Origin of the sequence: Paracoccus sediminis (assembly GCF_900188295.1) — a bacterium.
Taxonomy (GTDB): Bacteria; Pseudomonadota; Alphaproteobacteria; order Rhodobacterales; family Rhodobacteraceae; genus Paracoccus; species Paracoccus sediminis.
Window position 1 is genome coordinate 65608 of record NZ_FZNM01000015.1, and the last position, 13523, is coordinate 79130.

At 66.8% G+C, this 13523-nt stretch carries 10 protein-coding genes; 7 read left to right on the forward strand and 3 right to left on the reverse strand.

Annotated elements, in window-relative coordinates:
* Nucleotides 1–131: 131 nt before the first annotated feature.
* The 4 genes from CHB77_RS15755 to CHB77_RS15770 all read left to right on the forward strand — a co-directional run bounded on the left by CHB77_RS15755 (nt 132) and on the right by CHB77_RS15770 (nt 5609).
* The gene (locus CHB77_RS15755; protein ID WP_244898843.1) at nt 132–821 is read left to right on the forward strand and encodes a sugar transferase; all 690 of its coding nucleotides are present in this window, start codon (nt 132–134) and stop codon (nt 819–821) included.
* A 70-nt stretch (nt 822–891) separates the two neighbouring features.
* Entirely contained in the window at nt 892–3486 is a 2595-nt protein-coding gene (locus CHB77_RS15760) for a tetratricopeptide repeat protein (protein ID WP_089389139.1), read from the forward strand.
* Nucleotides 3487–3642: 156 nt separating this feature from the next.
* Nucleotides 3643–4266: a polysaccharide biosynthesis/export family protein gene (locus tag CHB77_RS15765; protein ID WP_089389140.1), complete on the forward strand. Its 624-nt coding sequence runs from the start codon at nt 3643–3645 to the stop codon at nt 4264–4266.
* Between the two features lie 8 nt (nt 4267–4274).
* Nucleotides 4275–5609, forward strand: coding sequence for a hypothetical protein (locus CHB77_RS15770; RefSeq protein WP_089389141.1), 1335 nt, complete (start codon nt 4275–4277; stop codon nt 5607–5609).
* Nucleotides 5610–5697: 88 nt separating this feature from the next.
* On the opposite strand, the gene CHB77_RS15775 is transcribed toward CHB77_RS15770, so the two are convergent.
* A complete protein-coding gene (locus CHB77_RS15775; RefSeq protein ID WP_089389142.1) occupies nt 5698–5910 on the reverse strand; it encodes a hypothetical protein in 213 nt (70 codons plus the stop codon).
* A 149-nt stretch (nt 5911–6059) separates the two neighbouring features.
* Nucleotides 6060–9212: an SdrD B-like domain-containing protein gene (locus tag CHB77_RS15780; RefSeq protein ID WP_141133736.1), complete on the reverse strand. Its 3153-nt coding sequence runs from the start codon at nt 9210–9212 to the stop codon at nt 6060–6062.
* Nucleotides 9213–9682: 470 nt separating this feature from the next.
* On the opposite strand from CHB77_RS15780, the gene CHB77_RS15785 reads away from it, so the two are divergent.
* Entirely contained in the window at nt 9683–9979 is a 297-nt protein-coding gene (locus tag CHB77_RS15785; protein WP_089389144.1) for a hypothetical protein, read from the forward strand.
* Nucleotides 9980–10001: 22 nt separating this feature from the next.
* Here CHB77_RS15785 and CHB77_RS15790 read toward each other — a convergent pair whose 3' ends face one another.
* A complete protein-coding gene (locus tag CHB77_RS15790) occupies nt 10002–11207 on the reverse strand; it encodes an acyltransferase family protein (RefSeq protein ID WP_089389145.1) in 1206 nt (401 codons plus the stop codon).
* A gap of 658 nt (nt 11208–11865) precedes the next feature.
* Here CHB77_RS15790 and CHB77_RS15795 point away from each other — a divergent pair.
* The gene (locus CHB77_RS15795) at nt 11866–12984 is read left to right on the forward strand and encodes an efflux RND transporter periplasmic adaptor subunit (protein ID WP_089389146.1); all 1119 of its coding nucleotides are present in this window, start codon (nt 11866–11868) and stop codon (nt 12982–12984) included.
* A partial coding sequence (locus CHB77_RS15800; RefSeq protein ID WP_141133737.1) for an efflux RND transporter permease subunit occupies nt 12981–13523 on the forward strand: 543 nt, incomplete at its 3' end. The genes CHB77_RS15795 and CHB77_RS15800, both read left to right, overlap by 4 nt.

The following is a 13523-nucleotide window of genomic DNA, read 5'->3' on the forward strand; positions in this document are numbered from 1 at the left end:
TGCCCGACCGGCGTGCTAGCGTGGACCTGTCCCGGAATTTGCCCTTCGGAACAGGGATCGCGCTGTGCCGGGGGCTGGCGTTCGCCGTCGCTTCGAGATGTTTTCATGGTGTTTCCTCAATGGAGGGAATTTTGACGATCAATACCCGCATGACCGATTTCCAGCCCGATCTTGTTCTGCCGGACAGGGGCTTTTCCGATTCCGAACAGGGCCGGGGGCTTTACCGCAACGGGATCAAGCGGGGGATCGAGACCCTGCTTGTCCTGCTGACCGCGCCCGTGACGCTGCCGCTGGTCCTGCTGATGGCGCTGCTGATCGCCTGCGACGGCGCCAATCCCTTTTTCGTGCAGAAGCGCCTGGGCCGGAACGGCCGGGTGTTCCGCATCTGGAAGCTGCGGACCATGGTGGTCGATGCCGAAAACCGTCTCAAGGCGCATCTGGACCAGAACCCCGAGGCGCGCATCCAATGGGACAGCACCCAGAAGCTGAAGCAGGATCCCCGCGTCACGCCGGTCGGGCGGCTTTTGCGCAAGACCTCGATGGACGAACTGCCGCAGCTTCTGAACGTGCTGAACGGCACGATGTCGCTGGTGGGGCCGCGTCCGATGATGATCAGCCAGCGGCGGCTGTATTGCGGACGGGCCTATTACCGGGTTCGGCCGGGGATCACGGGTCTGTGGCAGATCTCGGCGCGAAATGAGTCGGAATTCGTTGCAAGGGTGCGCTATGATGAGGAATATCATCGCGACCTTTCCGGCTGGCTTGATCTGACGATCCTGGTCCGAACCGTGATGGTGGTTCTGCGCGGCACCGGTTACTGAGGTCGCGCCATCCCGCTGTGGGTGCCAGAACGGCGTCTGCCGCGCCCAACGCGACGAGATTTCTTCGATCATGATTGCCGACGTTTCCTTCAGCCCCTTCTCCGCCCGGCGGGGCCTTCGCCTTCTTCTGTCCACTTCGCTGGCCCTGGGTCTCGGCCTGACGCTTGCGGGATGCAAGACAGCGGCCGAAAAGGCCGAGGACTATTACCAGTCCGGCCTGCAACTGCTGGAGCAGGGCGACGCGGACCGCGCCATCGTCCAGTTCCGCAACGTCTTCGACATCGACGGCACCCATTACGAGGCCCGCAAGACCATGGCCGACACCTATCGCAGCCGCGGCGATCTGGGTCAGGCCTACAGCCAGTACCTGCGGCTGGCCGAACAGTATCCCGACGACCTGCCCACGCGGATCGCCCTGGCGCAGCTGGCCCTGGGGGACCAGCAGATCGACGAATTCCTGCGCCACACCACCCGCGCGGTCGAAATCGCCCCCCAGGATCCGGACGTGCAGGTGCTGGATCTGGTCCGCCGCTTTCGCGACGCCACCCTGGCCGAGGACGGCGCCACCCGCGAGGCCCTGGGCAAGGACGCGGCCCGCATGGCCGAAAACCGCCCCGACGATCCGATCCTGATGGGGCTGCTGCTGGAACTGGCGGCCGCCGCCGGCGACCTGGACGAGGCCGACCGGCTGACCGCGCGGCTTCTGGAACTGCAACCCGACAATCCGCAGCGCTATCTGCAACGGCTGGCAATTCTGGCGCAACGCGAGGACAAGCCCGCCATCGAGGCGCATCTGCGCGCCACCATCCGGAAATTCCCGGACAACCGTACGGCCAAGGCCGACATGGTCCGCTTCTACATGAGCGAGAACCAGCCCGACAAGGCCGAGGCGTTCCTGCGCGACATGGCCGCCGCGGCGCCCGCCGACAACCCCGCCCCCCTGGCCGAGCTGGTCGGTTTCATCGAGATGCGCCGCGGCCCGGACGCCGCGCGGGCCGAACTGGACCGCATCATCGCCGAGGGCGGCGATCCCCTGCTGTTCCGCACCCTGCGCGCCGGCTTCGATTTCCAGGCCGGCCGGCAGGCCGATGCCATCGCCGAAATCCGGTCGGCCCTGGCCGAGGTGACGGAACCCTCCGACGCCTCGCGCGACGTGAGGATCCAGCTGGCCCGGATGCTGGTGGAGACCGGCGATCTGCCGGCCGCCCGGCAAGAGGTGGACACGGTTCTGGCCCAGAACGCCGGCCATCCCGGCGGGCTGAAGCTGAAGGCCGCCTGGGACATCCAGGAGGACCGGACCGACGACGCGGTCCTGGCGCTGCGTTCGGTCCTGGACCAGAAGCCCGACGATGCCGAGGCCATGAGCCTGATGGCCGATGCCTATGACCGCGCGGGCGAACCGGATCTGGCGCGCGATTACCTGTCGCAGGCCGCCGCTGCCGCGCGGAACGCGCCGGTGGAGACGCTGCGCCTGGCAAGCCGCCTGATGTCCGAGGAACGCTGGCGCCCGGCCGAGGATGCGATCCTGCCCGCCCTGCGGCAGGCGCCCCAGAACCTGGACCTGCTGACGGCGCTTGGCCAGGTCTATCTGGCCATGCCCGATCTGCCGCGCGCCCAAGGCGTGATTACCCGCCTGCGCGAGATCGGCACGGACGAGGCCGATGCCGCCGCCGAACGGCTGGATCTGAACCGCCTCGCCAGCAACGAGGGCGAGGCGGCGGCCCTGGCCTATCTGGAACAGCAGGCCAATGCGTCGGATGCCGGCATCGGCGCCCGGCTGAGCCTGATCCGCGCCCAGCTTGCCACCGGCCAGATCGACGCCGCCCTGCGGATGTCCAGGGACATGGTCGCGGCCGAACCGGAAAACCGGCCCGCGCGCATGGCCCTGGCCCTTTCCCATGCCGCCAACGACGATCTGCCCGCCGCGCGCGAAATCCTTGAAACGCTGATCCGGGAACAGCCGGACGACATGCCGCCCCATCTGGCGCTGATCCGCCTGGCGTCCCAGCAGGGCGACACGGACGAAGCCCTTGCCCTGACCGACCAGGCTCTTGCGGCCATTCCCGACCACCCGGATCTGTTGTGGAGCAAGGCCGGCCTGATCGAGCGCAAGGGCGACATCGACGGCGCCATCGCCATTTACGAACAGTTGTACGCGCGCGATTCGTCCTCGGTGATCGTGGCCAACAACCTGGCCAGCCTGCTGGCGACCTGGAAATCCGACGATCCGGCCGCCGTGGCCCGCGCCTCGGCCGTGTCGCGGCGTCTCAAGGATACCGAGGTGCCCGCCTTCATGGACACCTATGGCTGGATCCAGCACCTGAACGGCGACAGCCAGGCGGCGCTGCCCTATCTGGAGGGCGCGGCCGAAGGGCTGGCGGACGATCCCGTGGTGCAGCTGCATCTGGGCGTGGTCCAGGCCGCCCTTGGCCAGACCGAGGCCGCCAAGGCGCAGCTGCAAAAGGGCTTCGACATGCTGCCCGAAGGCCGCGAGGGCCAGTCGATCACCGCCGCGCGCGAGGCGATGGCCCGGCTGGAAAACCCGCCCCAGGCCGAAGCCCCGGCCCCCGCCGCGCCGCAGGATGCGTCCCCCGCGGCGGCCCCGGCCCCTGCCGCCCCTGCCGCCGCGACGCCCGCCCCCGTGCCGGGGCAGGCGTCGAACTGACCGGCCAGAAAGGGGCCTGTGATCCCGAGGTGACAGGGGGTTGATTTTTTCTGCCTTTTAACCTCCTGCCCATGCCATTGTGGTAACACGTGATCCCGGACGGAAAGTGGCGATGGCCGATCCCGGACGGGGAACAGTTTTCAAAGGGACTGATCCATGACGATCCTGCTGCGTTTCATGCTGGCCACCGTGCTGGCCGCCCTGGTGGCCCTGCCGCTGGCTTTCGGACAGGCTGCCCTGGCGCAGGAATACCGCATCCAGGCCGGCGACCGCCTGACGGTCGAGGTGCTGGAGGATACCTCGCTGAACCGCACGCTGGTGGTGCTGCCGGGCGGCACCGTCGATTTCCCCTATGCGGGCAGCATCCGGGTGGCGGGCCAGTCGCCCACCGCGGTCGGCAACCTTATCAGCCAGGCGCTGTCGGGGGTTCTGGCATCCCCGCCCACGGTCTTCGTGACCGCCACGCCCCTGGTCGAGCCGGTCCTTCCGTCCGCCCCCGAACCCGAGGACGTGGTCAACATCTATATCATGGGCGAAGCCAGTGCCCCCGGCCCCAAGGCCGTGCAGCCCGGCACCACGTTCCTGCAAGCCCTGTCGCAGGCGGGTGGGCTGACCCCCTTTGCCGCGACCAAGCGCATCCAGCTGCGCCGCGCGGCGACGCCGGGACAGGTCATCACCGTGAACTATGCCGCCATCATGCGCGGCGCGGGCATGAACCTGGATCCCGTCCTGTCGGAAGGCGACGTCATCATCGTTCCCGAACGCGGCCTGTTCGAGTGAGGGCAGCGATGCGGCGGGCAGCAGGGCACCGGGGCGCAGCAGCCATCGCGGCGGGGCTTCTGGCCCTGCTGCCGCTGGCCAGTCCCGCCCAGGAAACCGACCCCCTGGCCCCCGAGGCGCGGCTGTCCATCGGCCAGCAGATCGCGGTCGAGAACGGCGACCTGATCGGCATCACGCCGCTGGATGTGATCCTGCGGACCGGCACCCGTGTCCAGACGCTGCAATTCAGCCTGTCCGCGCCCCTTCGCCTGAACGATCCCGAGGAAGACGGCACCATCGCCCTGGGCGATCCGCAGGCCCGGCTGCTGTTCCGGCGCGGCGTGCGCAATTCCGCCCTCGAGGCCGAGCTGGGCTATCGCGAGAACGACCTGGACGACGAAATCCTGTTCGACAACATCAGCAACGAATTTGTCACCCTGGACAACGGGCGCGTGGCGCAGACGGATGCCCGGCTGACCTATGTCTTTGGCCGCGAATCGAAGCTGGGCGGGGAATTCGGCCTGTCCTGGCTGCGGCGCGATTACAGCGGCACCACCGATCCCGACCTGGACGACCGCGACACCGTTGACGGCAACGTCGTCTTCTATCTGGAACCCACGCCGCTGATCCGGGCGCGCATCCTGGCCGAAGCCAGCCGGACCCGTGGCGAAACCACCGACAGCCGGTCCGACCGCTATGGCGCGGGGGCGTCCTTGCAGATCGACAAGCTGACCAACCTGGATGTCGAACTGGCCCGCACCGCGATCCGGCGCGAGCAGAACGACAGGATCGAGGAAACCGAAGGCCCGTCCCTGCGGCTGGGCCTGACCCGGTCGCGGCCCCTGGGGGACTGGTCGCTGTCCTTTTCCTCGGACCCCGGCACATCCGGGCGGCGCGAGGATTTCAACATCGGCCGCACCCTGGATCTGCGCCGCTATACCCTGTCCGGCCAGATCGGCGTGACCCGGTTCCAGGGCAATTACGATCCGATCTTCCAGATCGCCTATCGCCAGCAGGTCAGCCGCCTGTCCGAACTGCAGGCCTCGCTGCGCCGCGCGGCCGCCACGGACGAGGACGGGGACGAGGCGCTGAACACCGACATCACCGCCAGCTACAGCCGCCAGATCTCGGACGTGTCCAGCATCGCCGCCAACATCCGCCTGCGCGACAGCACGGTCCAGTCGGGCGACCGCCAGGATGCGCGGACCGTGTCCTTCGCGGTCGATTACAACCGCGCCCTGCCCAACGACTTTTCCCTGGTCGCCGGGGCCAGCATCATCCGCAGTAAGGACAGCAACGACACCCGCGACGACGAGGAGCGGGTCTATCTGGGCATAAACCGCAGCTTCAGCTTCCTGCCGTGATCGGTCCGGCACGGGGATCGGCGATCCGGCACAGGGAATCAGGCCCGCCGGTCGGGCGGGCCTGTCGGATCGGGCATCGCGGCGCGGGTCACTGGGCGCGGCGGCGGCGTTCCCAGGTCAGCAGCACGATGGCGGCCAGGGCGGCCAGGGCGGCGGTGCCTTCCAGGGCGCTGATTTCCGGGACGGCCTTTGGCGGGGGGCAGGACAGGCCCACGCAGGCATAGGCGGCGCCGGTGGTCATCACCGAGGCGGCGGCGGACACGGCGCTGACGAGGCCGCTGGCAAGGGCGAATGTCTTCATGGTTCGAACTCCGAAAAAACCGACGGCGGTCCAAGGCGCCGTCACACTGCACACGGGATCCCCGACCGTCGAGGATCCCGATCCCGGTCCTTGGACAACCGGAATGGTTCCCGCGCCGCCCGACACGGGGGCGGCGCGGGCAGCACGCGTCAGTAGCACAGGCAGTCCTGGGCCAGATCGTCCCAGTCGATGCCGATGATGATGGGCTGCTTGTTGCCCGCGGCCTCGGCGGCCGCGGTGGGATCCAGGATCAGCCCGACGATGTCGCCTTCGCCCGCCTCGAAGCCTTCGCCATTGGCCAGGGCGAGGTTGTAGATCTCGCGCGCGTTGGCGTTGGTGCCCAGGGCCGGGTTCACGAAGACGATGGTGTCGGTCAGGCCCCAGATGGCGCCCTGGATCTCGGCCTCGGTATAGGTCCGGCCGTTGCCGTCGCCGTTGTCGCGCCCATCGAAGTCCTGGTTCAGGATCCAGTTCACCATGTCCAGGTTCTGCGGGCGCGCGATGACGCCGGTCGGAACCGAGGCGTCGGCCAGATAGAAATCATAGGGCACCCCGACGCCCGCGTTGATCGGCAGATAGGCCGCCGCGCAATAGGCGATGCCGAAGGACTTGCCGTCGAAGCGGGCGTCGCCGGTGCCCGACAGGGTGGCGGTGAAATGGTCGCCGTCGAAGGTGTCCTGGACCGACAGCACCAGCGTCCCGCCCGTGGGCAGGCTGCCCTTGATCGTATCCAGCGTGTTCCTGGCGCCGCAGAAGTCCATGTCCAGGGTGGCGGTGTCAAAGCCGCCGTTGCCGTCGGACACGGCATAGCTGATGTCCAGCTGCGCCTTCTGGCCGATCTCCAGGCCGGCATAGGCCGCCGATCCGTCGATCACCAGCTTGCCGCCGACCAGCGACACCAGGACGCCGTCCACATCCACCGAGCCGCCCTCGGCGATGGTCCGGCCGTCCACCTGGGTGATGAACAGCAGGTCGCCGTCGGCATCGGTGTCGTTGGCCAGCACGTCGACGGTTTTCGGGTCCGTCGCGCAGGTGCCCGCCGCGTCGTCGCGGGCGTCCGGCGCGCGGTTTTCCACGATCAGGCCCGCGTCCACGGTCAGATCCGCCTGGCCGATGGCCAGGGTGATCGGGCCGGTCAGGCCGGTCACGGCGTCGGCGTCGCTGTCGGCCGCGTCATTGCCCGCATTGGCCGCCGTGAAATCGAAGCCCGCCTGTTCCGTGAAGCCCACGGTATAGGTGCCGGCCTTCAGCCCGGTGAACAGGTATTCGCCCGCCGCGTTGGTCGTGGTGACGGCGATGGCCGCGCCCGCCAGATACAGCGTGACGGTGACGTTCGCGACGCCCGCTTCGCCGCCGTCCTGGATGCCGTCCTTGTCGGCGTCCAGGAACACGAAGTTGCCGATGCTGGCCGTGCCCGGATCCTTGATCCCCGCGTCGTGGTCCGACGAGATCTCGCCGATCTGCAACGGAATGGTGCCGGTGCGGCCGGTCGTCTGGCCGGCGTCGCTGTCGATGGTGTCGTCGCCGCCCGCATCGGCGTTGACCAGCACCAGGCCGTTCACCGTGGTCGGGAATTCGACCGTATAATTGCCCGCTTCCAGCCCGTCGAACAGATAGGCGCCGTCCGCATCGGTCAGGGTCGTGGCGATCACCGCGCCCGCCGCGTTCAGCAGCGTGACGGTGACGCCCGCCACGCCCGCCTCGTCATTGTCCACGTCGTTGCCGTTGGCATCGACGAAGACGCGCCCCTCGATCGCGGCGGTGCCGGGATCGACGATGCCCGCATCCACGTCCTTGACCAACCCGCCCGACACGACGGCATAGGCGCCGGTCTGGCCGGTGGTCTGGCTGGCGTCGCTGTCGATGGTGTCGTCGGCGCCCATGTTGGCGTCGGTCAGCACGCGACCGTCCACCTCGGTCGGGAAGACCACGCGGTAATCGCCGGGGGTCAGGTTGTCGAAGCGGTATCCGCCGTCCGCCGCCGTGGTGGTGGTGGCGATGACCGCGCCCGCCGCGTTCAGCAACTGCACGGCGACATTCGCCACGCCCGCCTCGGCGTTGTCGATGCCGTCCTTGTTGGCGTCCACGAAGATCCGGCCTTCCAGGGCGCCGGGCTTGATCTCGGGTTCCGACGGGCAGATCTTGATCTTGTCGATGATCGCGTATTCGCAGCCCTTGCCGTCGCCGCGCAGGGTGATGACATCGCCTTTCTTCAGGTTCAGATCATCGATGGTGACTTCGGTCCACTTGCCGGTTTCCGCGTTCAGGCGGATGGTCTGGACCAGGGTGCCGTTCACATAGACCTTGATGCTGCCGTCGCCCCTGGCCGCGTCCCAGAAGCGCAGGGTGAAATCGTATTCGCCCGCCGCGCCGGCAAAGGCGGTGCTGGCGCTGCCGCTGTATCCGGTCAGCGCGATGTATTCCCCGCCCGAGGCCGAGGAGGCGCTTTTCACCCCATAGCAGGACAGCTTCATGTCCTCGGCTTCGATGACCACGCATTCGGGCGCCGTTTCCACGACATCCTTGACGTTGACGGTCAGCTCCTTGTAGGCGACGCCGCCCTTGCCGTCGTTGACCGAGACGATCACCTTGTAGCTGTTGTTGCCGTCGGAATCCGTGGGCTTTTCATAGTCGGGGGCGTTGACAAAGGTCAGCACGCCGGTCCGGGGGTCGATGGCGAAGGCCGCGCCGTCCGCGCCGCCCTCGATCTTGAAGGTCAGCGCGTCGCCATCCTTGTCGGAGGCGTTCAGGTCGATCACCAGCTTGGTGTTCTCGCTGACGCAGAAGACGCCGTCCGCAGGCACGCCGGTAAAGGCCGGCGGCGTGTTCGGCGGGGCGGTGGTGCCCGCCCCCAGGCTGGCATAGTCGATCCAGGATCCGTCCACCTTGCAGGTCGCGGCGACGGTCAGGGTGGTGCCCGCCGGGGGCTGGGCGCCGTAATAGGTGAAATAGCCGTTGCCCGCGCCTGCGGAATCGTGACCCTCGATCTTGATCTCGATCAGGTAATAGGTCTTGCCGTCCGATCCCTTCAGGACGTGATACTGTTCGGCATACATCCGGCTGCCGGTGCGGGCGTTGTTGACATAGCCGTCCTGGCCGCTGCCGTCCTCGGACCACGCTTTCCACCACCAGCTGTCGCCGCCCGACAGCTTGGCGTCGTTGTCATAGGTGGACATCTTCACGGTGGCCGAACCGGCGACAAAGCTGTCGCCCTTGCCGAAGTCATGGCCGTTCTTGCCGTTCTTCAGCAGGTCGGCCTCGGTGAAGGCGGACCATTCATATTTCTTGTAATAATAACTCATGACACGTTCCCGACTGGCCCCGAACAGGGACGACACAGCGGACATGCGCCATCGGGAACAGGGTGCCGAACACCCTGCCGGATCCGCCCTTCTGGCTGGATTGGAACTCCGCGACCCACGTCTCGAAATCGTGATAGCGTTAAAGTTTTAGTGACTCCATCAATTCTTGCCGCCGCTGCGCGGTTTGGCGCGGAAAAACACCGGGTTGCCAAATTCCCGCGTGCGTTTACAATCACAGGTTGAACATCTTGGTTAACCCACTCATTAAAAGAGGATTATTCTTTTACGTTCTGTCAACCATTGGTTGTCATCCTGGTCGGGCCGTTCCGAATCACGGCCCGCGGCCTGCGGATCGGCCGCCCTGCCGTTCCCCTGCCCGCCGTCGTCCGATCCCATCCAGAAGGCGTCCTGCCGATGCTGCTTACCGTGCGAAACGCATCTTCCGAACCCGGCTTGGGGCAGGCCCCGGCATGATCGTCCTGGCCCTGATCCTGATCCTGGCCGGATCCCTGACCGGGGCGGTCGCCCTGTGGCTTCACGACGCGTCCTTCTGGATGGTCGTGCTGGGCTATGTCGGCGGCGGCTGGGCGGGGCTGCTGCTGGGCCTGCCGATGATGCTGGCGGTGCGCCTGCTTGCGCGCCGGCCCCGGACGGGGCCACAATCCCTTCTGACCCGCGCCCGGTCGCGCCGGCCCCGGTCCTGGCCCGTCCCGCAGGAGGCGCGGCGGACCGCGCGGAACCGGGTGCCGACGCCGCCGAACCGATAACCGTTCACAAATCCGGCCTGCCTCAGCGGTTTGCGGCGGCCTTGGGCGCGCAAGAAGCGGATCTTGACCGGAGAAGCAGAAAATACCGTTCAAAGCCGCGAAAACTCGCTTCGGCAAGGGCAATCGATATCAACGGATAAACCAGCGTCACCGCCCAAGCGGCCTGCCACTGTGCAAGTCCGCTGCGCGATACCATCTCGTTGGCGATGTGCAACCCGATCAGATGGTACAGATACAGGCCATAGCTGATCTCTCCGACTCGTGCCACCGGGGCAAAGGTCAGGACCGGGCGCAGTTCATGATCCTCTCGCATGGCAATGGAGGCGACACATAGTGCCATCAGCATGTTCATGCCCAGGGCAGGCCAGCCCAGCAGCGATCCTGGCGTCACTTGCAGATACAGCAGCAGTCCGGCAAACAGCGCAAGGGGCGCCCCCCGCCAGGCGCATATCCTCCACAGCCAGCGAAAGCCGGCGGGATCATGCAGCAGAACCGCCACCAGCGATCCGCTCAGGATCGCGGTATAAGACATGCCGGGCAGACGAAAGATGGCATAGGCGGTTTCCAGGCGCGGCAGATCCAGCCAATCGGCCAATCCCAACATCGTCAGCAGGAACAGGCCGATCAGACCGGCCAGAACACCTGCGCGCAATCGTGTGGACAAAGGCATGACGATCAGCAAGGCAGGCCACAGCATGTAATACTGTTCCTCGACCGAAAGCGACCAGGTGACCGACAAAAGCGAGATGTCGTCCTTTAGGAAGTTCGCCAGAAATGTATAATAATAGGGGACCAGCCCCAGAAGATCCTGCCCCTTGATGCCGATCCAGTAGACCGACACGAGCGTCACCAGGAGAAGATAGGCCGGCAGAATCCGCAAAGCCCGCCGGCTGTAAAAACCGGCAAGGGAAATTCTTCCGGTCAAGCGCTCCTCGCGCAGCAGCAACGTGGTAATCAGAAACCCGCTGAGCACGAAAAAGAAATCCACCCCCACAAAGCCACGATCCAGAAGCTGCGGGGATTTGATAAGCTGATTGACAGGCGAATGATGCCACAGCACCGCCAGAATGCAAAAAAACCGCAATCCATTCAAGGATGCAAAATACGGCTGGCCAAGATAGCCTTTATAAGCCATGGAAATTTCGAAACCGGAATCGGTTCCTTTGAAAAACAAGGCACTCACGACATGCACCGCAATGATATCGGGAAATGCTAGCCAGGACGCCATTGCATGGCAAGCATCATGATCGCTGCAATTTTACTAACCTTTGGGATGCATCGCAGACCAAAACGGCATAAAACGACCTATGGCTGCATGATTGCGCCATGATGCAATCAAAGCGGTTTCCTTGTCAGCAATTGCGCAGGCAGCAACATGGCCGGAACAAGGATCCGCAAGAACAGCTTTACCCATCATGACGCCCTAAAAACAAAGGGCGTGGATCCGTTCCATAGGGATCAAACCCCATGGACCCTCTTTGAAAACCGTCCGGGAAGGCCGCAAGCGCATCCAAAGCCAAAACCCAGTCTTTCGTTTGGTTCAAGCCTGCCGCCATTCATGGAAAACAGGCCGTGCCGCATGGGTTTTCGGCCTGCCGGGCGGATAATCCCGACGATTTGAAGCCCGTGCGAAAAGATGCCGCCGCACCCTGCTTGAAGATGGCGGGCGTCGGACCTCCTGTCGGATGGGCCTCTGCTGCCGCAGGCGGCGTCCTGGCCCTGCCGGATGTCGCAGGATGGCGCGACCCCGCACCGGCCCGATCCCTGCCGCGCGAAACGATCCCCTCCAGCCTTCACATGTCCGGGACCAGGGCGATATCGGTTGTTCCTTTCGCCGCGATGGGGTGTTCTGGAACCGACCGTTCTGATCGCCCGGAGAAACACACATGCGCGCGGCAAAGGCCGTCCTGGGACTGGTCGTGATCCTGGCCGCCGCCGCAGGCGGGCTGTGGCTGACCGAACGGCTGCTGGCCGCGCCGGAACCCGCCCGGACGGCGCAGGGCACCGCCGCCCCCCTGCGGGTCGAGACGATCGCCCCCGAAACCGTGACCTTTGTCGATGCCGTCACCGCCGTGGGCACCGCCCGCGCCCGCCAGGCGGTCGATCTGGTGCCCGAATCCAGCGGCCGGATCGTCCGCATCGCCTTTCAGCCGGGCGATCGGGTGGAGGCGGGCGCGGCCTTGATCGAACTGGACGACCGCGCCGAACAGGCCGACCTCAAGGCATCGGACGCCACCCTGGCCGAGGCGCAGGCGGCCTTCGACCGGCAGGAAAGCCTGAACCGGACGGGCAGCGCGTCCGACGCCGCCTATCAGACCGCCCGCGCCGCCCTGCTGCGCGCCGAGGCCGAACGCGACCGCGCCCTGGTCGCGCTCGAGGATCGGGTGCTGCGCGCGCCCTTCGCGGGCGTCGTCGGGCTGACCGACCTGGTCGAGGGCCAGGTGATCGACACCGCCACCCCCATCGCCACCCTGGACGACCTGTCGGTGATCGAGGTCGATTTCAGCGTGTCCGAAACCCTGCTGCCGCGCCTGGAACGCGGCCAGCGGGTCGAATTGACATCCGCCGCCTGGCCGGGGCGGATATTCCAGGGCCGGATCAGCCGCATCGACAGCCGCGTCGATGCCGGAACCCGCAGCCTGGCCCTGCGCGCCGGCATCGGCAACGACGACCGGGCGCTTGCGGGCGGGATGTTCCTGCAGGCGCGGCTGGTGCTGGACGAACGGCGGCGCCCGGCGGTCCCGGAAAACGCGCTGACAGTCGAAGGCGACCGGGTGCTGGTGATGCTGGCCGAGGACGGCGCGGCCCGGCAGGCCGAGATCGTCACCGGCCAGCAGCAGGACGGGCTGGTCGAGGTGGTCTCGGGCCTGCCGCCCTCGGCGCGGGTGATCGTCACGAACCTGCACCGCGTGACCGACGGCGCCCCTGTCGAGGCCGTGGCCCAGGACCGCCGCGTCGAGGCCGGGGCCGTTCCCGTCCCCGCGCCCTCGGAGGGCGGCGGATGAGCCTGCCCGACCTGTCGCTGCGCCGTCCGGTGATGGCCACGGTGCTGAACCTGCTGATCGTGCTGATCGGCGCCGTCGCCATGTCGCGCCTGCCCGTGCGCGAACTGCCCCAGGTCGAGGCCGCCGAGGTCACGGTCCGGGTCGAATACACCGGCGCCGCCCCCGACGTGGTGGACAGCCAGGTCGCCTCGGTGATCGAGGGCGCGCTGGCGGGCGTCACCGGCGTCACCGCGATGGAAACCGAATCCGAACGCGGCCGGATGCGCACCGTCCTGACCTTCGATTCCGGGCGCGACATCGACGCCGCCGCCAACGACGTGCGCAACGCCGTGGAACGCGTTGTGGGCCGCCTGCCCGAGGAGGCCGAGCGTCCCCGCGTGGATAAGAACGACAGCGAGGGCGACCCGGTCCTGCGCCTGTCGCTGTCCAGCCCGGACATGACGCCGCTGGAACTGTCGGACTATGCCACCCGTTTCCTGGCGGACCGCTTTGCCCGCCTGCCGGGCGTGGCCAACACCGCGACCTTCGGCGCCCGGTCC